This is a genomic window from Streptomyces albipurpureus (assembly GCF_023701525.1).
Classification (GTDB): domain Bacteria; phylum Actinomycetota; class Actinomycetes; order Streptomycetales; family Streptomycetaceae; genus Streptomyces; species Streptomyces albipurpureus.
Map to the genome: position 1 here is coordinate 63166 of NZ_JAMQAW010000036.1, position 20921 is coordinate 84086.

Genomic DNA, 20921 nt, shown 5'->3' on the forward strand with positions numbered 1-20921 from the left:
TCGTCGACTGCGATCAGCCGTGGGGACTCAGACAGCGGGGCCGAGGGTTGCTCGGGCGTGGGGAGTTGAGCTGCTATCAGCCATTCCATACGCACACGACCCTACCGGCCGGTAACTCCCTGTTTGTTCCCAGTGGCGCATCCTCCACTGTGGCGGGTTGGCGCCATCGTTGCATTTAGGCGTCCTTGAGCCCTCCCCAAACCGCCATGGCGTACGTAAGGCTGAGCGGTCACCCGGCACCGAAATCCGGACTGACCAATCGTCAAGCTGTTTGCAGCAGGGAAACGTCTCTTTCACCAACAGGGATGCTGATGACCCCCGAATCCCAGAGCCCCATATCCGGGCGCTCCGTAACTGGGCACAGACGCGTGGCCCGCGTCGCGGCCGCGGCCTCGATGGTGGCTGCGCTGGTAGCGGCAGGAGCCGCACCGGTGTTCGCCACCGCCCCCGCCGACGACCCGGGCAGCACCACCGGCGTCAAGGCCACCAAAGCATCCGACAAACTCGGTGCGGCCGACGCCGATCTGCTCGACAAGGCCGAGGCCGAAGGCGCCAAGACCGTCACCGTCATGGTCGCCACCACCCCGGGCGCCACCGAGCAGGTCAGCGGCCAACTCGACGCGGTACCGGGCGCCACGGTCGGCAGGACCTACGACAAGCTCGGCTATGTCCGCGCCACGATCCCCACCGGCAAGGCCGAGGCGGCACTCGCCTCGGCGGCCAAGCTCTCCAGCGTGGTGGGCATCGACCTGAAGTACGAGATCAAGCTGGATGACCCGACCCCGGGCGCCGACCGGGTCAAGGCAGCGGGCAAGGCGGCCAAGCAGGCCGCGGCCGCCGCGGCACCGGACAAGGACACCCCGGCGAAGAACCCGTACAACCCGTCCTTCGAGACGGGCGCGGTCGACTTCGTCAAGAAGAACGGCAAGTACGACGGTCGCGGTGTGACCATCGGCATCATGGACTCGGGGATCGACCTCGGTCACCCGGCGCTCCAGAAGACCAGCACCGGCGAGCGCAAGATCGTCGACTGGGTCACGGCGACCGACCCGGTCCTGGACCGTGACAACACCTGGCGGCAGATGCAGCTCGGGGTGAAGGGACCGGTCTTCGCGGTCAACGGGCGCACCTACAACGCCCCGGCCGGCGAGTACAAGTTCAGCGTCTTCTCCGAGAACGCCACCATCGGTGGCGATATGAACGGTGATCTGAACCGCGACGGCGACACCACCGACCAGTGGGCGCTGCTGTACGACCCGACCACCCGGACCGTCCGCGTCGACCTCGACAACGACGCCGACTTCAGCAACGACACCGTGATGAAGCCGTACCGCAACGGCTTCCAGGTCGGCTACTTCGGCACGGACAACCCGGCGACCCCGGTCGTCGAGCGCATCCCCTTCGTCATCGAGGTCCGCGAGGACGTCGTACACCCGACGACCGGGGCGATCGCCGACTACGTCAACATCGGTGTGATCGAGGGCTCGCACGGCACCCACGTCGCCGGCATCACCGCCGCCAACGGCCTCTTCGGCGGCAAGATGAACGGTGCCGCTCCCGGAGCCAAGCTGGTCTCCTCGCGTGCCTGCACCTGGACCGGTGGCTGCACCAACATCGCACTCACCGAGGGCCTGGCCGACCTGGTCATCGAACGCGGTGTGGACATCGTCAACATCTCCATCGGCGGGCTGCCCGCGCTCAATGACGGCAGCAACGCCCGTGCCGAGATGTACAACCGGCTGATCGACCTCTACGGCGTCCAGCTGGTGATCTCGGCCGGCAACGACGGCCCCGGTGTCAACACCGTCGGCGACCCCGGCGTCGCCCACAAGGCGATCTCCGTCGCGGCCTCCATCACCAAGGAGACCTGGGCCGCCAACTACGGCTCGATCGTGACGAAGAAGAGCGCACTGATTCCGTTCTCCTCGCGTGGACCGCGTGAGGACGGCGGGTTCACCCCCACCATCACCGCCCCCGGCGCCGCGATCAACACCACCCAGACCTGGCAGGCCGGCGGCCCGGTCGCCGAGGCCGGGTACGCGCTGCCGCCCGGCTACTCGATGATGCAGGGCACCTCGATGTCATCGCCGCAGGCCGCGGGCGCGGCCTCACTGCTCCTTTCGGCCGCCGAGCAGCGGGGCATCGAACTGACCCCGGCGAAGCTGCGCACCGCGCTCACCAGCACCGCGAAGAAGATCTCCGGTGTGAAGGCGCATGAGCAGGGCGCCGGCATGGTCAATGTCGTGGGCGCCTGGGAGTCGATCCAGGACGGCGCGACGGCCCATGAGTACAGCGTCAAGGCCCCGGTCGACACCGCGATCGACTTCGCGCTGAAGACGCCGGGCTTCGGCACCGGTCTCTATGACCGCGAGGGCGGCCTCAAGGCCGGTGAGTCCAAGACGTACGACATCACCGTCACCCGCACCACCGGCCCCGCGGGCGCGCTCTGGCACGACCTGGAGTGGAAGTACAACGACGGCGGTGTGTTCCGGCTCCTCAACGGCGACCGGGTGCGGCTGCCGCTGAACCAGCCGGTCACCGTGACCGTCCAGGCCCGCCCGAAGGCCGGCGGAGTCCACAGCGCCATCCTGGAGGCGGACGACCCGCGTACCGAGGGCGTCGACAAGCAGATCCTGTCGACCGTGGTGGTCTCCACACCGCTGGCGAAGCCCTCGTACACCGTGTCGGCCACCGACACGGTGCAGCGCAACAGCCACAAGTCGTACTTCGTCACCGTGCCGCAGGGCGCGAAGTCGCTTGAGGTCGCGCTCGGCGGGCTGGCCGCTGGTAGCCAGACCCGGTTTATCTCCATCCACCCGTACGGGGTGCAGATGGAGAACAGCTCCACGATCTTCTGCTACCCGAACTACAACAACCCGGCCAACACCTGCCGTCCCGACCTGCGCTCGTACCCCGACCCGCAGCCGGGCGTCTGGGAGATCGAGGTCGAGTCACGGCGTACGTCCCCGCTGCTGGACAACCCGTACCAGCTGGATGTCACGCTGCTCGGCGCCAGCTTCGACCCGGCGGTGCAGACGCTCCCCGAGGCGAAGACCGGCACCCCGACCCCCGTCGAGTGGAAGGTCACCAATGACCTCGCCGCTCTGGAAGGCAAGCTGGTGGGCGGTTCGCTCGGCTCGGCGAAGACCAACCGGCCGACGATCAAGCAGGGCGAGAAGCAGTCGACGTTCGTCACCCTCGGTGAGGGTGTGGAGCGACTCGATGTCGCCATCGGCAAGGTCTCCAACACCGCGACCGACCTGGATCTGACCGTGTACCGCAACAAGGTGCAGGTCGGGCAGGCGGCCGACGGTGACTCGGAGGAGGCGGTCAGTCTGATCAAGCCCCCGCCGGGTGAGTACGAGATCGTGGTGGACGGCTACGCGGTCCCCGACGCGGCCGGTATCTCCTACGACTACCGGGATGTGTTCTTCGCCGCTTCGCTCGGTCAGCTGAAGGTGGACGCGGCGGCGACGGTCAAGCTGGCCACCGGCGCCTCCGCCCCGGTCAGCGCCGAGGTCGTGGTGGCCGGTGCGGCTCCCGAGGGACGTCAGTTCTTCGGCGAGGCGCGCCTGGTGAACACCCGAGGCTCGGCCGCGGGCGCGGGGAGCGTGGTGATCACGAAGGTCACTCCGTAACCCCGAGGTGAGGTGATCCGAGGGGCGGGCGTCCGGGAGACCGGGCGACCCGCCCCTCGGCCGTTCCCGCGCAGTGGGCTCCCGGCGCGTTCCCGCGCGCGGCGGGGCTCCCCCGGCGGGCGGCGTTCTGGTGCGTTTGCGCATGTCCTACGTCACAGATTCCGTCCCTTGGACAATGGACTGGACAACAGGGCCGTGGACATACGCATCATGGACCCGGCCCCAGCGGCCAGCAAACCACTCTGAACAGGCAAAAGGAGACGTCCGTGAGGGTCGGTATCGTCGGAGCCACCGGTCAGGTCGGCACAGTCATGCGCAGGATCCTCGCCGAGCGGAAGTTCCCCGTCGATGAGCTGCGGCTGTTCGCATCGGCCCGGTCGGCCGGCTCCACCATCGAGTGGGAAGGCCGGGAGATCACCGTGGAGGACGCCTCCACCGCTGACTACTCCGGGCTGGACATCGCCCTCTTCTCGGCGGGCGGCGCCACCTCCCGGGCGCTGGCCGAGAAGGTCGCGGCCCAGGGCGCGGTCGTGATCGACAACTCCTCCGCCTGGCGGCTGGACCCCGAGGTGCCGCTGATCGTCTCCGAGGTGAACCCGCACGCGGTCAAGGACCGCCCCAAGGGGATCATCGCCAACCCGAACTGCACCACCATGGCCGCGATGCCCGTACTGAAGCCGCTGGCCGTCGAGGCCGGGCTGACCGCACTGGTCGCCACCACCTACCAGGCCGTGTCCGGCTCCGGGCTCGCCGGTGTCGCCGAGCTCGACGGCCAGGTGAAGCAGGTCATCGAGCGGGCGACCGAGCTGACCCACGACGGTGAGGCCGTGGACTTCCCCGAGCCGGGCGTCTACCAGCGCCCCATCGCCTTCAATGTGCTCCCGCTGGCGGGCAACCTGGTCGACGACGGCTCCTTCGAGACCGACGAAGAGCAGAAGCTGCGCAATGAGTCCCGCAAGATCCTGGAGCTCCCCGAGCTCAAGGTGTCCGGCACCTGTGTGCGCGTACCGGTGTTCTCGGGGCACTCGCTCCAGGTGAACGCCCGCTTCGAGCGTCCGCTGAGCGTCGAGCGCGTCCAGGAGCTGCTGAAGGACGCCCCGGGTGTGGAGCTCTCCGAGATCCCGACCCCGCTCCAGGCGGCCGGCAAGGACGCTTCGTACGTGGGGCGCATCCGGGTGGACGAGACCGTGGAGCACGGCATCGCGCTCTTCCTGTCCAACGACAACCTCCGCAAGGGTGCGGCGCTGAACGCGGTGCAGATCGCGGAGCTGGTCGCCGAGGAGCTGCGCGGCTAGCAGCGACCCAAGACCCCCAGGGCCCTGTCCGGTACGCCGGGCGGGGCCCTTGGCCATGCTCCATGATCGCCGTGTCGACAAGCGTTTGAGCTGCCCCGGAATGCCGGGGCGCCGGGTGGGTAGCCACCCTCTCGACGCGGTGGTCGAACCCATCGGTGGCGAGCATTCGGCCGGTTCCGGCGCCTGGCGTCCCACGGCGGGAAACCCAGGCCTCCAGCGAGGTCCCGCATGGAAGGATGACGGCAAACGTCACGAAAAACTTCAGAAATGCAAGGAGACACCAGCGTGCCTGGCACGAATCTGACCCGCGAAGAGGCGCAGCAGCGGGCGCGTCTGCTCAACACCCACGCGTATGAGATCGAGCTCGATCTGAGTGGAGCGCAGGAGGGGGGCACCTATCGGTCAGTGACCACCGTGCGCTTTGACTCCGCCGAGGCGAACGCGGAGAGCTTTATCGACCTGATCGCCCCCGCGGTGCACGAGGTCGTTCTGAACGGCAAATCGCTCGATGTGGCAGCCGTCTTCCGTGATTCGCGGATCGCGCTCAACCATTTGCACCAGGGACCGAACGAACTCCGGGTCGTCGCGGACTGCTCGTACACCAACACCGGCGAGGGACTGCATCGCTTTGTCGACCCGGTCGACCAGCAGGCCTACCTCTACACCCAGTTCGAGGTGCCGGACGCGCGCCGGGTGTTCGCCAGTTTCGAGCAGCCGGACCTCAAGGCGACGTTCCAGTTCACGGTGAAGGCTCCCGAGGGCTGGACGGTCATCTCCAACTCGCCGACCCCGGAGCCGGTCGACACGGTCTGGCGCTTTGAGCCGACCCCCCGGATCTCCACCTACATCACGGCCCTGATCGTCGGCCCGTACCACGCGGTGCACAGCTCGTACGAGAAGGACGGCCAGTCGGTGCCGCTGGGCATCTACTGCCGGCCGTCACTGGCCGAGTACCTGGACGCGGACGCGATCTTCGAGGTCACCCGGCAGGGCTTCGAGTGGTTCCAGGAGAAGTTCGACTACGCCTACCCCTTCGCCAAGTACGACCAGCTCTTTGTGCCGGAGTTCAACGCGGGCGCCATGGAGAACGCGGGCGCGGTCACCATCCGTGACCAGTATGTCTTCCGCTCCAAGGTGACGGACGCGGCGTACGAGGTGCGGGCGGAGACGATCCTGCATGAGCTGGCTCATATGTGGTTCGGCGATCTGGTCACCATGGAGTGGTGGAACGACCTCTGGCTGAACGAGTCCTTCGCCACCTACACCTCCATCGCCTGCCAGTCCGCGGCGCCCGGCTCGCGCTGGCCGCACTCCTGGACCACCTTCGCCAACTCCATGAAGACCTGGGCGTACCGGCAGGACCAGTTGCCGTCGACCCACCCGATCATGGCGGAGATCCGGGATCTCGACGATGTCCTGGTGAACTTCGACGGCATCACCTACGCCAAGGGCGCCTCCGTGCTCAAGCAGCTGGTGGCGTACGTCGGCGAGGACGAGTTCTTCCGCGGGGTGCAGGCGTACTTCAAGGCGCACGCCTTCGGCAACACCCGGCTGGCCGATCTGCTCGGCGCGCTGGAGAAGACCTCGGGGCGCGATCTGACCACCTGGTCGCAGAAGTGGCTCCAGACGGCCGGCATCAACATCCTGCGCCCGGAGATCGAGGTGGACGGCGCGGGGCATGTGACGTCCTTCGCGGTGCGCCAGGAGGCACCCGCCCTGCCCGCGGGTGCCAAGGGTCAGCCGACGCTGCGCCCGCACCGGATCGCGATCGGCTGCTATGACCTCGACGGGAACGGCAAGCTGGTCCGCACCGAGCGGATCGAGCTGGACGTCGACGGCGAGCTGACCGCGGTCCCGTTCCCGCCGCACACCGCGCGGCCCGCGGTGGTGCTGCTCAACGACGATGACCTCTCGTACGCCAAGGTCCGGCTGGACGAGCGGTCCTTGAGCGTCGTCACCGAGCATCTGGGGGACTTCACGGCCTCGCTGCCGCGGGCGCTGTGCTGGGCCTCGGCGTGGGACATGACCCGCGACGGGGAACTGGCGACCCGGGACTATCTGTCGCTGGTGCTGTCGGGCATCGGCAAGGAGTCCGACATCGGTGTGGTGCAGTCGCTGCACCGCCAGGTGAAGCTGGCGATCGACCTGTACGCGGCGCCCGAGTGGCGCGAGGCGGGGCTGACCCAGTGGACCGACGCCACCCTGGCGCATCTGCGGTCGGCAGCGGCCGGCAGCGACCACCAGTTGGCGTGGGCACGCGCCTTCGCTGCGACCGCTCGTACCCCGCAGCAGCTGGACCTGCTCCGGGCGCTGCTGGAGGGCTCCCAGAGCATCGAGGGGCTCGCGGTGGACACCGAGCTGCGCTGGGTGTTCGTGGAGCGCCTCGCGGCGACCGGGGTGCTGGACGAGGACGACATCGCCGCCGAGTACGAGCGGGACAAGACGGCGGCCGGTGAGCGCCACGCGGCGACCGCCCGGGCCGCTCGGCCCACGGAGGCGGCCAAGGCCGAGGCGTGGGCGTCGGTCGTGGAGGGCGACACCCTGCCCAACTCGATGCAGGAGTCGGTGATCCACGGCTTTGTCCAGACCGATCAGCGTGAGCTGCTCGCCCCTTACGGCGAGGCGTTCTTCGCGGCGGTCAAGGGCGTGTGGGAGTCCCGTAGCCATGAGATGGCCCAGCAGATCGCGGTGGGGCTCTACCCCTCGCTCCAGGTCTCGGCGGCCACACTGGACGCCACCGACGCCTGGCTCAAGGCGGCGGAGCCGAACGCGGCACTGCGCCGGCTGGTCTCGGAGTCGCGCGCGGGCGTTGAGCGGGCGTTGAAGGCGCAGGCGGCGGACGCGGCGGCGGCTTCCTGACCCTTCCCAAACCCTGCCAAAGGGCTGCGACCGGGGGATCTACCCCAGTCGCAGCCCTTTGGTGCGTCTACCACCGTTCGGCGCGGCCACTGGGGGCGCTGGTGGAGGGTAGCCCGTTTCCCTGGCATGGCCGTCCGATAGCTGTCTGTGCAGGTCGGAAGTGATGGGAGCGGTTTCCCTCCGGTCCGGTGGACGTCTTTTCCCCTGACTCCGTTCATAATTTGGCTTAAAATCGATCATCCAAGGCTCGGAGCCCACGACACGGGCATCTTCGCCATTTTCGAGCGCATACATCCCGCCAAATTTGCTGAACTCTCGTCACCACCCGTAACCAGACGGGGATATGCTCCCCGACTGACATCATTTGATCATTCCCGTTCCGATGGTTTGATTCCCGTTCCGATGGTTTGAGGGTGCTGATGGTTCGACAGGAAACGTCGACCGGAAATCCGCGGCCCACGGCTTCCCTTGTGTGGCTCGTGCCCGTCGTCATCACCGCCGCCGCAGCGGCAACTGCCGCGGCCCTGGTCTCGTCCTCCGCTCGCACCGCTGTGATCTGGGTCGATGTGATCGCCGTGTTCGCGATCGCCATCTCCTGCGCGGAGACGGTGCGCCGCGGACGGCGGGTGACCCTACTGAACCTGCGGCTCTCCCAACGCGAGGCGGCGCTGGCCCGGGAGCAGGCCGAGACCACCCGTCTGGTCGTCGAACTGCTGCCGCTCGTGGTGCAGCGGCTGCGCAAGGGCGAATTCCCGGAGGACATCCTCGACTCCCTCCATACCTCAGCCGAGCACCAGGCGGTACTCGGTTCAGTCCTTGACGCGGTTGTCAAGGAGGAGGACCTCCGCGAGTCGGCCCAACGTGCCTTTGTGAACATCGCCCGTCGAGTCCAGGCCATCGTGCACCAGCAGGCACAGCAGCTGCGGGAGATGGAGGACCGGCACGGCAAGAACCCCGAGGTCTTCGGCGATCTGCTCCAGATCGACCACGGCACCGCTCTGATCGGCCGGCTCGCCGACTCCATCGCCGTACTCGGCGGTGCCCGCCCGGGGCGCCAGTGGAGCAGGGCCGTCCCCCTCTACAGCGTGATGCGTGGCGCGATGTCCCGTATCACCGACTACCAGCGGGTCGAACTGCATTCGGTCGCGGAGGTCGCCGTCGTCGGCACCGCCGTCGAACCGCTGATCCACGCTCTGGCCGAACTCCTCGACAACGCCACCCGCTACTCCCCGCCGCAGACCAAGGTCCACCTCACGGCCCTCGATGTGAACTCGGGCATCGCCGTGGAGATCGAGGACGGCGGAGTCAGCATGAGCGAGGAGGCCCGCCAGCGGGCCGAGCGGATGCTGCAGCAGGCCCAGCAGGGCATCGATGTCAATGACCTCGGTGAGACCCCCCGCCTCGGACTCGCGGTGGTCGGTCGGCTCTCGCAGGCCTACGGCTTCCAGGTGTCGCTGCGCTCTTCGGCGTACGGCGGAGTGCGCGCCGTACTCGTGGTACCCACGGATCTGATCACCACCGTCTCGTCGGCCAGCGGCCTCGCCCATGGCATCGGGGCCACCTCAGGGCCCCGCCCGAACAGCGCGCCGCTTCCCGCGGAACGGCCGGTCAGAGCGATCAGGCCGGTGACCGGGCCTTCCACCAAGGACTTCATGCCGACCGAGGAGGAACTCCCGGTCATCACCGAACGGACTCCGACCGGTCTGCCACAGCGGCGCCGGAAGAACCCCGTCAGCGCAGCGCCCGCCGTCTCGGCACAGGAGTCGGAGTCCGCACCCGCGGTACAGCCCGGCATGTGGCTCGCGGCGTTCCAGAACGGCCTGGCCGGTGAGGCCACCCAGACGAACAAGGGGAGTACGCAGCCATGATTCAGCAGCAGTCCAACCAGACCAACATGGACTGGATGCTCAAGGACTTGGCGGAAGGCGTACCGCAGACCAGGCATGTGGTCGTGCTGTCCGCAGACGGCCTACGGATGGCCCAGTTCGGCGCCGACACCGACACCGCCGACCGCCTGGCCGCCGCCTGCGCCGGGTTGCAGAGCCTGGCCGGTGCGGTCGCCGCCGAACTCCCCGGCAGCGACGGGCGGATGCACCTCGTCGTCATCGAGATGAACGGCGGCTTCTTCTATCTGATGGCGGCGGGCGCCGGCGCGTACCTCGCCGTACTCGCCGACGAAGGGGTCGACGCCGGGCTGATGGGGCAGCGGATGCGCGACCTCGTGCTGCGGATCGGCGAGCACCTGAGCACACCGCCGCGTCAGGACAGGCAGTCCGCGTGAACAAAGCGGGGGACTGGGAAGACAGTAGTCCCGAGCGGCTGTACGTCATTACCGGCGGCCGCAGCGGCGCGTCCGTGCCGGCAGCGCTCGACTTGGTCACCTTGATCGTGGCCAAGTCGGGCCCCCGGCACGGGATGCAGCCGGAACAGGCCGCCATCATCCGACTGTGCCAAGCACCCCTCTCGGTCGCGGAGATCTCCGCGTATCTGAGTCTCCCGGTGAGCGTGGTCACCGTCCTGCTCAGCGATCTACTGATCGACAAGCAGGTGATGGCACGCGCGCCGGTCCAGCCGGCCCTACTCCCCGACCGCGCTTTGATTGAGGCAGTGATCGATGGACTTCAGAAGCTCTGAGCAGGCCCTGGGGCCGCGCAGCGAGGATGTGCTGCCTGAGACCACCACAGCGGCGGTCAAAGTGGTCATCGTCGGCGGTTTCGGGGTGGGTAAGACCACCCTGGTCGGCGCGGTGAGCGAGATCAGGCCACTCACCACGGAAGAGACCATGACGCAGGCCGGGGTCGGCGTCGATGACACCCACGGGGTGGAGCGCAAGACCTCGACGACCGTGGCCATGGACTTCGGCCGGATCAGCATCAATGAGGAGTTGGTGCTGTACCTGTTCGGAACCCCGGGGCAGCAACGGTTCTGGTTTCTGTGGCGCGGCCTGTTCGAAGGCGCGCTCGGAGCGGTCGTGCTGGTCGACACCCGGCGCCTTGAGGTCAGTTTCGATGTCATCGGACGGCTGGAGGAGTGGCGGGTGCCGTTCGTCGTGGCCGTCAACTCGTTCCCGGACGCGCCCCCCTATCCGATCGAGGAGATCCGGGGCGCGCTCGATCTGCCCGCTTCGGTGCCGATCGTGGAGTGCGACGCCCGACTGCGGGGGTCAAGCCGAGATGTGCTGATGGCGCTGATGCGGTATCTGCAGTCGCTCGCGGTGTCGTCGGCGGCCATCGAAGCCTCCTAGCGGACCGGTTGTCCACCGCGCCCTGGTCGGTGGGCACTGTTTGGTACGGGTGGTGACGCGCAGGCCGGTCCGCCGTTGTTCTCGCGGCTGGACCGGCCACTGGTGCGGGGTCTGTCGCTCATCGATCGTGGGAGTGCGGTGGGGTGGGGCGGGTGCTGGATCGCCCTACGTGACGGTTGGGAGCGAGCGGGCTCCGACGCGGACCGAGAGGCCGACGGCTCCGCGGCAGCCGGATCATCCGTTGGGGCACGGAGCCCCGGTGCGTCTCGGGGATCGTCAGCACCGCGAGAGCCTGAACGGCGGGCGGCACGGGTGCGGGAAACCGCCGGGGCCCGCTGATCGAGTGGCGGCAGGACCGCCGCTGGGCGACGGGGGCCCAGCTGTCCCACCAGGGTCGCACCGAATGCCAGGGCCATGCCCAGAAGTTGTACGGGGCCGAGCGTCTGCCCGAGCGCGACCCAACCGATGACGGCCGCGGTGAGCGGTGACAGTGGCCCCAGCAGCGTGGCCGAAGTGGCGGACAGCCGCTCGATGCCGCGGAACCAGAGCCAGTAGGCGACCGCGGTGTTCACCAGGGCCAGATAGAGGTACCCGGCCGCACCGCGGGCATCGAACGCGGGCGGCGGCCCCTCGACCAGCAGGGCCAGCGGCGCGATCAGCACGCCCCCCGCGGTGAGCTGCCATCCGGTCATGGCCAGCGGGCCGACGCCGGTGGGACGCCCCCACCGCTTGGTGAGGACGACACCGGCGGACATCGACGCCGCACCGGCAAGCCCGGCCAGCACCCCCACCAGGTCGAGTGCGGCCCCTGCCCGCAGCACCACCAGGCTCACACCGAAGGTCGCGGCTATCGCGGCGAGCATGGTGCGGAGTGTGGGTCGTTCGCTGAGCAGCAGCGCCGCCAGCCCGATGGCGACCAGCGGCCCGACCGAGCCAACGACAGCGGCGACCCCGCCCGGCAGGCGGTAGGCGGCCAGGAAGAGCAGCGGGAAGAAGGCCCCGATATTGAGTGCCCCCAGGACCCCGGTCTTCCACCACCAGGCCCCGCGCGGCAGTACCCGGGCGAGGAGAAGGATCAGCACTCCTGCGGGCAGGGCGCGGAGCATCGCGGTGAACAGGGGCCGATCGGGTGGCAGCAACTCGGTGGTGACCACATAGGTGGAGCCCCAGGAGATCGGCGCCAGCGCGGTGAGGGCGATAACGGCGGCTCGGTTCATGGGGTCCCTCCCGGAGAAGACAAGTAAATAGCTTACTCGCTAGCTACTTAGTAGCGAGTAACTTAATTGCAGTCAACCCACAAGGGACGGATACTGTTCCCATGGTTTCGTCCCACACCCCGAACTCCCCCGGTCGACAGCACTCCCCCGGCGCTGCGACCGGTCCGACGGAGCGGGCAGCCACCACGACGACCGGGGAAGGCAGGCCGTTCGCCGCTGACGCCGTGGACGCGATCGTCGACCAGTGGGCTCAGGTGCGACCGGATCTGGACACCGGGCCCATGGCCGTCTACGGCCGGATCTACCGCATCGCCCGAACCATGGGGGACGCGGTCGAGAAGGAGTACGCACGCTTCGGGGTGTCGCGTGGGGAGTTCGACGTACTGGCGACTCTGCGCCGCTCAGGGGAGCCGTACACCCTCTCACCGCGCGAGCTGTCGGCGACTTTGATGCTGACCACAGGGGGGATGACCGGACGGCTGGACCGGCTGGAGCGGGCCGGGTTGCTCACCCGTAACCCCTGTCCGGACGATCGGCGGGCGCTGCGGGTCACCCTGACCGACCGAGGCCTGGAACTGGCGGACGGGGCGGTCACCGCGGGGCTCGGGGTCCAGCACCAGAAGTTGGGATCAGCACTCGACACGGAGGAAGCGGAGCAGTTGGCCACACTGCTGCGCAAGCTGCTCGGCGCGCATGAGTAGGGCCGGGCTTGAGTAGGGCCGGGCCGGCTCCCGGTGAAGTCGGAGCACGGCGGAGGGCGCCGGTGGGGCTGGAAGGTGGGGCTGGAGGGTGGCGTCCGCCCGGTGCGGTCGGTGCGGTTCACACCCGTACCCATCGACCGCCGGACGCGACGATCACCCGACGCGACGACCCTCCGGCACACCGAACGCCGAGGAGTGCATGCCGAGGGCGCCCCTCAGATGCGCACGACCAGCCGTGCACACCCCGGGAGCGCCCAGGGAGGGTCCGTACCGCGGTGGGCGGTTAGACCTGTGGCTTCTTGGACTTGTCGAGCACCATGACCAGGCCCGCGATCAGCAGGAAGATCGCCAGCGGGGTGATGACGAAGAGGCCAAGGGTTTCGACCACACTCAGGCGCGGGGCCGGGTCGTCGCCGTCGTCACGCGTCAGGGCGAGCGCGGGTGACGACAGGAGCAGCATCATCAGCGTCGTACCGGCTACGACGGTGCCGGCGCGCAAAGCGTTCTTCTTGTCCACGGTGCCAACGTAGCGAACGGCCGATTGAGCCGCGCGCCCGGGGTGCCGTACGGGGCAGGGCGGGGCGGGGAGCCATGCCCGCCCCGGCGTCGGTCGGGACCGTCTGACGTGGGGACACCCCGGGTCTCCCCAGGGGCACCGCGCTCCCCGGCCCGCACTACCGAGGGGGGCGAACCCCCGGGGGCCGGCGGTTGGCGAACACCTCCATCAGCGCATGCGTCCGGGGCGAGGACGCGAACTCCTCCAGGGTGACGGGGTGGCCTTCGGCGTCCGCCACCGGAAGCCGCCAGTTCGGATACTCATCGCAGGTGCCGGGCACATTCTGTGGACGGCGGTCCCCCACCGCGTCCGGCAGCCAGACTCCGATCAACCGGGCCGGGGTCCGCAGCAGAAAGCGGTGGACCGCTCGGATCTGCCCTTCCTCGTCGTTCGTCCCCTCGGGCAGCAGCCTGAGACCTTGCAGCAGGCGCAGCCATTCGTGGACATCGGCACGCTCGCGGGATCGCTCCTGGTCCAGGGGCCGGGTGAGCAGTCCCAGCCGGGCGCGCAGTTCGGTGTGCGCGCCGGTGAGTCGGGCCGCCGTGGACGGCAGATCGTGGGTGGTCACGGTCGCCAGAGCGCCCTCGCGCCATGCGTCGGGTGGCAGTGGACGGCCCCCGCCCGCCCAGTCGCGCTCGAACCAGAGCACGGATGTGCCCAGCACCCCGCGCCGGGCCAGTGTCTCCCGTACCCCTTGCTCGACCGTGCCGAGGTCCTCACCCAGGACGATCGCTCCCGCCCGGTCCGCTTCCAGGACGAGGATGGCGAGCATCGCCTCGGCGTCGTAGCGGACATAGGTGCCATCGGTGGGTGGGCTGCCTTCGGGCACCCACCAGAGCCGGAAGAGTCCCATCACATGGTCGATCCGCACTCCCCCCGCGTAGCGCAGCACTCCACGCAGCAGTTCGCGGTACGGGGCGTAGCCGGACGCGGCCAGTGCGTCCGGTCGCCACGGTGGCAGGCCCCAGCCCTGGCCGCGGCCGTTGAACGCGTCGGGTGGCGCGCCGACGGACATTCCCGCGGCGAAGACCTCCGGCTGGGCCCAGACGTCGGCGCCGCCCGGATGCACCCCGACCGCGAGATCGTGGATGACGCCGATGCTCATGCCCGCCGCGCGCGCCGCCCCCTCGGCCGCGATCAACTGGCGGTCGGTGAGCCAGGCGGCCTTGGAGTGGAACTCGACGCGTTCCCTCAGCTCCTGTCCGGCCCGGGCGGTGCGGGGCGAGCGAGGGTCGCGGAGCTCGGCGGGCCAGGAGTGCCAGTCGGGCCCGTGCACTTCGGCGAGTGCGCACCAGGTGGCGTGGTCATCGAGGGCGCGGCCCCGTTCGGCGAGGAAATCGCAGTAGTCGGCCCGCCGCCCGGGCCCGAGGGGGACGCGCAACACCGACTCCAGCGCTGAGCGCTTCAGCGCCCATACGGCGTCCCGGTCGATCAGCGCGCCCTTGTCCAACACCGATTCCCGTAGCCGCGCGGCCTTCTCGCACAGCAGATCAAGCCGCTGTCGGTCCGGGCCGCTGACGTAGGCGTACTCGGGGATGTCCTCGATCCGTAGCTGGACGGGGTCGGGGAACAGCCGGGACGAAGGCCGGTACGGAGAGGGGTCCGCCCTGCCTCCCGGCTTGGCGGGTACGGCGGAGTGGAGCGGGTTGATCTGAAGGAATCCGGCGCCGAGCGAACGCCCGGACCAACTCGCCAGCTCAGCGAGGTCACCGAGGTCGCCCATGCCCCAGGAGCGCTGCGAGAGCAGGGAGTAGAGCTGGACGAGAAAGCCGTGGGCGCGGCGAGGAGGGAGCGGTGCGCTGGCGGGGGCGATGATCAGGGAAGCGTGTGCCGTGCGGCCGTCGGGCGTCTCGGCCCGTAGCCGGTGGACGCCGTGGGGCAACTCATCCCATCGGGGGTCGGGCCCCTGGGGTGCCGCCGTGGGCTCGCCCTCCAGGGTGATCCATAGCGCGGTGCCCTCAGGGAGCCGGGCCAGCACCGGAGGTCCGCTCCCGGGGGCCTCTCCGCTCTCCCCGGGGGCGGTGGTCCGCTGCCAGCAGACCACCGTGGGGGGCAGCAGCCGCTTGGCCGCGGCGGACTCGGCGCGATCCAGCGCGCTCCGGATCTGCGCGGGGCCCGCTGCGTCAATGCCCAGCGCGGCAAGGACGGCGATCACCGTGGCTTCGGGAACGGGGACGGTCACACCCTCGGAGGGCGAGTAGGCAGTCGCGACACCGTAGAGCGCCGCGAGCCTGGCTAGGCCCATAAGGACTCCTTCAGACTCCTGGGGACTGGGTGCCTCCGGTGATCGCTGCGGCAGTCGGCTCGCTGGTGAGCGGGGTGAGGGAGGCAAGGGGAGGTTCGCTGGTGAGCGGGGCCGCGTCGGGCAGCGGGGGCTCGCTGGTCAGCGGGCCGGGGCCGGGCAGCTCGCTCAGATACGGGCCGGGCGCGGGGCCGGAGGGTATGCCGAGGAGGGGGCGCTGCCCCGAGGGTTTGTCCGCGGGCCCTGCGGGGGTGAGGGGTTTCTCCCCGGGACGAACCCTCTTCGATGAGTCACTCGATCGGGCCGTACCCGAGGTGTGTTCCGCGGTCGCCGGCTGCTCGGGCAGCACTGCGGACAGCGGGGCGAACGCGGAGAGCAGAAGATGGGCAGACGCGGCCATGACGGACACTCCCAACAGTCGATACTGGCGGTAACGAGTCACAACAGGCCTACCCAGGGGGTGTCGCTGCAGACCCGTACAACCGATCAACGTGTCCTTCGTCACAGAAGGTTCCCGGGGTTAGAGTGGTTTCCCCTCCCCGCTTTCCACCTCCTCCCCCGTCTGCACCCCTCTCACTGTCTCCACCCCTTCACCCCCTCACCCCTCGCCCCGGCGCGCCACCGGGCGCCGCGAGGTGCCACCGGGCGCCCCCAACCGGCGCATCCCGGAACCCGCCGCGGCGGTACCGCTCCGGCCTCCGGCCCCGGCGCGGCGGCGGTGCCCATGGCGGGCTCTACGGCCCGCGGCGCAGGGAGCGTGCGGGCCGGGACACAAGGAGCGTGCGGGCTCGACGGAAAGCCGTGCCGACTCGACGGAAAGCAGCGGGCGGCCTGAGGCGGAAAGCAGCGGCGGAGCTCGGGTAAGGACAACGCCCAGCCCTCCGGATCCGCCTTCGGCACCCTCCCAGCGGCCTCTGAACCGCCCGTCACGGTAGGCAAAAGCCACACAACGGCCACGCACATTGACACCTTCCCCGCGCTAGTGGTGGGCTTCGAGACCAAACGGTGACATCCGGGGATCGATGGCATCCAAGAACGAGGGGGCAGCGTTGCGACTCGTGCGCAGCAGGCGTACGGCTACCGCCGTCGCGGTCGCGGTGATCGGCGGTCTCCTCGGCGGTGCGCAGGGGGCAGTGGCCGCCCCCACCGACCCCGGTTCGCCCGCGCGTAACACCGAGGACCCCAAGGGCGACAGTGGGCTTCCGTCCGTGTGGCCGCGCCCGCAGTCGATACGCGCGGCGGGCCCTGCCGTGGCGCTGGGGGAGGAGGCCACCGTGATCGCCGCCCCGGGCGCCGATCCCCATGCCGTCCAACTGGCCCACCGACTGCTGCGTGATTCCGGCGTCCAGACGCTCTACACGGCACTGCCCGGCCGTGGCCCCGTCTTCTCCATCGGTGGCGCGGGCGCCCAGGACGCGCTGACGGCCCTGCGAGCCCCGCAGCGTGCCGACCTGCCGACCGGTGGCTATCGGATCGCGGCCGGTCTGGTTCAGGGGCGGGGCTCGGTGGCGATCGACGGTGTCGGCGAGAGCGGTCTGTTCCACGGGGTGCAGACGCTGCGTCAGCTGATCACCAAGACCGCCGCGGGTGGCACGGCCGTCGCCGGTGCGGTCGTGCGGGACTGGCCGGGCACAGCGGTGCGCGGCATGACGGAGGGCTTCTACGGCCAGCCGTGGACGCACCAGGAGCGCCTGGCGCAGGTGGACTTCATGGGGCGCACCAAGCAGAACCGGTATCTCTACGCGCCTGGTGACGATCCGTTCCGGCAGGCCCGCTGGCGCGACCCCTACCCGGCCGCACAGCGTGCGGAGTTCCGGCAACTCGCCGACAGCGCCCGGCGCAATCACGTCACGCTCGCGTGGGCGGTCGCCCCCGCCCAGGCCATGTGTCTGGCCGACGACCGTGACATCAAGGCGCTGATCCGGAAGATCGACGCCATGTGGGCGCTGGGGGTGCGCGCCTTCCAGGTCCAGTTCCAGGACGTCAGCTACAGCGAGTGGCACTGCGACAAGGACGTCGAGGTGTACGGCTCCGGCCCGAAGGCCGCCGCGAAGGCGCACGCGCGCGTCGCGGACGCCGTGGCCCGGCATCTCAGCGATCGCTATCCGGGTGCCGAGCCGTTGTCCTTGATGCCGACCGAGTTCTACCAGGACGGTGTCACCGAGTACCGAACGGCCCTCGCCGCCGAGTTGGACGGGCGGGTTCAGGTGGCCTGGACGGGCGTCGGCGTGGTGCCGCGAACCATCACGGGCCGTGAACTGGCCGGGGCTCGGAAAGCGTTCAAGCATCCGCTGGTCACGATGGACAACTACCCGGTCAACGACTACGCCCAGGACCGGATCTTCCTCGGCCCCTACACGGGCCGTGAGCCTGCCGTCGCCACCGGCTCCTCCGCGCTGCTCGCCAATGCGATGGAGCAGGCATCGGCGTCCCGCATTCCGTTGTTCACCGCGGCCGACTTCGCCTGGAATCCGCGGGGGTACCGTCCCGATGAGTCCTGGCAGGCCGCGATATCCGACCTGGCGGGTGGAGACGCGGGGACCAGGGAAGCGCTCGGCGCGCTGGCGGGCAACCACTCCTCGTCGATACTGAACCCCTCCGAGTCGAGCTACCTCAAGCCCCTCTTCGACGAGTTCTGGCGCTCACGGGCCGGCGCGGACCCCGCCGCCAGGGACCGGGCGGCCACTGCTCTGCGCGCGAAGTTCACCGTGATGCGCCAGGTGCAGGAGTCGCTGAAGACCCCTGCCGATGGCCGCCTGGACGACGAGGTAAGACCCTGGCTGGAACAGCTCGCCCGGTACGGCAGAGCAGGAGAGCTGGCGGTCGACATGCTGCAAGCGCAGCAGCGCGGCGACGGGCCGGCGGCCTGGCGGGCCTCGCTCGCCATCGATTCGCTGCGCGCCCAGCTCGCGGCGAGCCGGGCCACGGTGGGCAAGGGCGTTCTTGACCCCTTCTTCGACCGGGTCAAGACGGAGGGGACGACCTGGACCGGTGCCAACCGGTTCAAGAACACCGCGGGCCACGACAGTGTGCGTTTCGGCCGGGCGCGTCCGCTGACCGCCGTGGTCGCCATGACCGCGCTGGAGACGGGCCCCGGAAGGCTGGAAGCCCATCTGCCCGGCCAGGGATGGCTGCCCATCGGAACGCTGTCACCCGATGGCTGGACGCAGGTGGACGGCCGCGGAATGCTGGCGGACGCGATCCGCGTCGTCCCCCAGGGCATGGCCCCCGTCTCCGTCCGGTCCCTGGTGCCGTGGTTCTCCGACGAGGCCGCGGCCGGTCTCGCTCTCGTACGGAAACAGTTGGACGTGGAGATCGGCGGGCCGCCTGGGCAGGCCCTGGCAGAGCTGACGCCACACCGTCCTGGCGAAGTGCGGGGAGCGCTGGTCGCCAAGGCGCCCAAGGGAATCGTGGTGAAGGTCCCCCCGCAGACGGCCGTGCCCCGAGGGGTGCGCACCCAGGTCGCGGTGACGGTCTCCGTACCGGCGGGCACCCCGGCCGGCGAGTACCAGGTGCCGTTGTCCTTCGCCGGGCAGATACAGACACTGACCGTACGGGCCTTCCCTCCGACCGGGGGGCCCGATCTGGCGCTTGCGGTGGGCTCATCGGCGCTCTCGTCGGGCGACGAGACCCCGGACTTCCCCGCTGGTGCCGCGATCGACGCCGATCCGCAGACCCGCTGGTCATCACCGGCCGAGGACGGTGCCTGGTGGCAGCTCCAGTTGGCCAGCCCCACCCGGGTGGGCCAGGTCGTACTGCACTGGCAGGACGCCTACGCGGCCAAGTACCGCGTCCAGGTCTCGACGGACGGCCGCAACTGGCGCACGGCCGCGACGGTGGAGGACGGTCGGGGGGGCCGGGAGGCGGTGCGGATGGACTCCAGGGAAGAGGTCCGCTTCATCCGGATACAGGGCGACAAACGGGCGACCCGTTTTGGGTACTCGCTGTGGTCGGCGGAGGCGTACGCGATCACCAAGGAGTGAGCGCGGTGGCACTCGTGGGAGATACCGGGGGTGCCGGCCCGGTGAGACGCCCGCGCCGCGGGCCACTGGCCGAAGACACGGCACCCTATCCGCGTACCGCTGCGGGTCGGGTCACGCGGTGGCTCCGGGCCCGGGTTGGGGTGCCGTCTCGGCCGGGAGAGCGGGGAACCGTGAAGCGCCGGCGCTTTGGTGGTCTCCCGGTCCAGTCGACGCCGATGTGCCGCAGACCCGCCGCAGACCCGCCGCAGACGCACCGCAGATTCGTCGCAGATTCGTCGCAGCGGAGATGACCGGCGCACAGCGGGTACATAGGGAGGCGCAGACGCGTACGGTGTGGGTGGCGACGCCGGACAGCACAAGGGCCCGGTCGGCGGAGCCCGCCGGCCGGGCAGCGGCACCGACATCCCCGAAAGGGCCGGACCACGAAAAATGGCTCCGGACTCAGGCGGAGATGCCGTCTATCCGGGCCATCACATCATCAGCGCCGTACGGTTGCAGATAAGGCAGCCAGCGCGGGTCTCGATGTCCCGTGCCGATGATCCGCCACGCGAGTCCGCTCGGCGGCGCGGGCTGATGGTTCAGCCGCCATCCCAGCTCCCGCAGCTGCCGATCCGCCTTGACGTGGTTGCAGCGGCGGCAAGCCGCCACCACGTTGTCCCAGACGTGCTGCCCGCCACGGCTGCGCGGAATGACGTGGTCGACGCTGGTTGCGACGCCACCGCAGTACATACAGCGCCCGCCATCACGGGCGAATAGCGCTTTACGAGTAAGAGGAACGGGCCCCCGATAGGGGACCCGCACAAACCGCTTCAGCCGAACGACGCTGGGTGCGGCGATGACGCGGGTCGCGCTGTGCATAAAGGCGCCGGACTCCTCAAGGCAGAGGGCCTTGTTCTCCAGGACGAGGACGAGCGCGCGGCGGAGCGGTACGACGCCGAGGGGCTCGTACGACGCATTGAGGACCAGGACATGCGGCACTGTGGCTGCCTCCTTGTACGCCGGCGGCGCGTGGCTCGCGCCGGGACGATCTGCTCTCAGTCTCTCCTCAGGCCAGGTCCGAGCGCCACCACGTAGCCGTAACGGGCTCGGAGTGTTTTGAACCACACCCGAAGCAGGACTACCTGCGCAACGACTGGCCTGCATGATTCATCCCCAGGTGAGCCCGGTCTCTCCCTCGAACATCACA

The 20921-nt window shown here is 69.5% G+C and carries 13 protein-coding genes and 1 pseudogene; 9 read left to right on the plus strand and 5 right to left on the minus strand.

What is annotated here, in order from left to right; translation table 11 throughout:
* The first annotated feature begins 305 nt into the window (after window positions 1–305).
* The 7 genes from NBG84_RS27430 to NBG84_RS27460 all read left to right on the plus strand — a co-directional run bounded on the left by NBG84_RS27430 (window position 306) and on the right by NBG84_RS27460 (window position 11036).
* The gene (locus NBG84_RS27430; protein ID WP_250922300.1) at window positions 306–3638 is read left to right on the plus strand and encodes a S8 family serine peptidase; all 3333 of its coding nucleotides are present in this window, start codon (window positions 306–308) and stop codon (window positions 3636–3638) included.
* A 266-nt stretch (window positions 3639–3904) separates the two neighbouring features.
* Window positions 3905–4933: an aspartate-semialdehyde dehydrogenase gene (locus tag NBG84_RS27435; RefSeq protein WP_250922301.1), complete on the plus strand. Its 1029-nt coding sequence runs from the start codon at window positions 3905–3907 to the stop codon at window positions 4931–4933.
* A 285-nt stretch (window positions 4934–5218) separates the two neighbouring features.
* On the plus strand, window positions 5219–7792 hold the full coding sequence (pepN, locus tag NBG84_RS27440) for an aminopeptidase N (RefSeq protein ID WP_250922302.1): 2574 nt from the start codon (window positions 5219–5221) through the stop codon (window positions 7790–7792).
* 419 nt (window positions 7793–8211) lie between these two features.
* The gene (locus NBG84_RS27445; protein ID WP_250922303.1) at window positions 8212–9660 is read left to right on the plus strand and encodes a sensor histidine kinase; all 1449 of its coding nucleotides are present in this window, start codon (window positions 8212–8214) and stop codon (window positions 9658–9660) included.
* Window positions 9657–10073, plus strand: a complete 417-nt coding sequence (locus NBG84_RS27450) for a roadblock/LC7 domain-containing protein (protein WP_250922304.1) — start codon at window positions 9657–9659, stop codon at window positions 10071–10073. The genes NBG84_RS27445 and NBG84_RS27450 overlap by 4 nt, the downstream gene beginning before the upstream one ends.
* Entirely contained in the window at window positions 10070–10426 is a 357-nt protein-coding gene (locus NBG84_RS27455; RefSeq protein ID WP_250922305.1) for a DUF742 domain-containing protein, read from the plus strand. Before NBG84_RS27450 ends, NBG84_RS27455 begins: the two co-directional genes overlap by 4 nt.
* Window positions 10407–11036, plus strand: coding sequence for a GTP-binding protein (locus NBG84_RS27460; RefSeq protein ID WP_250922306.1), 630 nt, complete (start codon window positions 10407–10409; stop codon window positions 11034–11036). Before NBG84_RS27455 ends, NBG84_RS27460 begins: the two co-directional genes overlap by 20 nt.
* A 299-nt stretch (window positions 11037–11335) precedes the next feature.
* Here the strand turns inward: NBG84_RS27460 and NBG84_RS27465 are convergent.
* Window positions 11336–12253, minus strand: a pseudogene (locus tag NBG84_RS27465) (EamA family transporter); the annotation flags it as partial.
* A gap of 101 nt (window positions 12254–12354) precedes the next feature.
* Here NBG84_RS27465 and NBG84_RS27470 point away from each other — a divergent pair.
* Window positions 12355–12954, plus strand: coding sequence for a MarR family winged helix-turn-helix transcriptional regulator (locus tag NBG84_RS27470; RefSeq protein WP_308312117.1), 600 nt, complete (start codon window positions 12355–12357; stop codon window positions 12952–12954).
* A gap of 283 nt (window positions 12955–13237) precedes the next feature.
* On the opposite strand, the gene NBG84_RS27475 is transcribed toward NBG84_RS27470, so the two are convergent.
* From NBG84_RS27475 to NBG84_RS41615, 3 genes are all read right to left on the minus strand, one after another.
* Window positions 13238–13471, minus strand: coding sequence for a hypothetical protein (locus NBG84_RS27475; RefSeq protein ID WP_250922307.1), 234 nt, complete (start codon window positions 13469–13471; stop codon window positions 13238–13240).
* Between the two features lie 157 nt (window positions 13472–13628).
* The gene (malQ, locus tag NBG84_RS27480) at window positions 13629–15755 is read right to left on the minus strand and encodes a 4-alpha-glucanotransferase (protein ID WP_250922308.1); all 2127 of its coding nucleotides are present in this window, start codon (window positions 15753–15755) and stop codon (window positions 13629–13631) included.
* A 10-nt stretch (window positions 15756–15765) separates the two neighbouring features.
* A complete protein-coding gene (locus NBG84_RS41615; RefSeq protein WP_250922309.1) occupies window positions 15766–16152 on the minus strand; it encodes a hypothetical protein in 387 nt (128 codons plus the stop codon).
* 622 nt (window positions 16153–16774) lie between these two features.
* Between NBG84_RS41615 and NBG84_RS27490 the strand changes: the two genes are divergently transcribed.
* Entirely contained in the window at window positions 16775–19735 is a 2961-nt protein-coding gene (locus NBG84_RS27490) for a glycoside hydrolase family 84 protein (RefSeq protein ID WP_425608704.1), read from the plus strand.
* A gap of 441 nt (window positions 19736–20176) precedes the next feature.
* Here NBG84_RS27490 and NBG84_RS27495 read toward each other — a convergent pair whose 3' ends face one another.
* A complete protein-coding gene (locus NBG84_RS27495) occupies window positions 20177–20713 on the minus strand; it encodes an HNH endonuclease (RefSeq protein ID WP_250922310.1) in 537 nt (178 codons plus the stop codon).
* Between the last annotated feature and the right edge of the window lie 208 nt (window positions 20714–20921).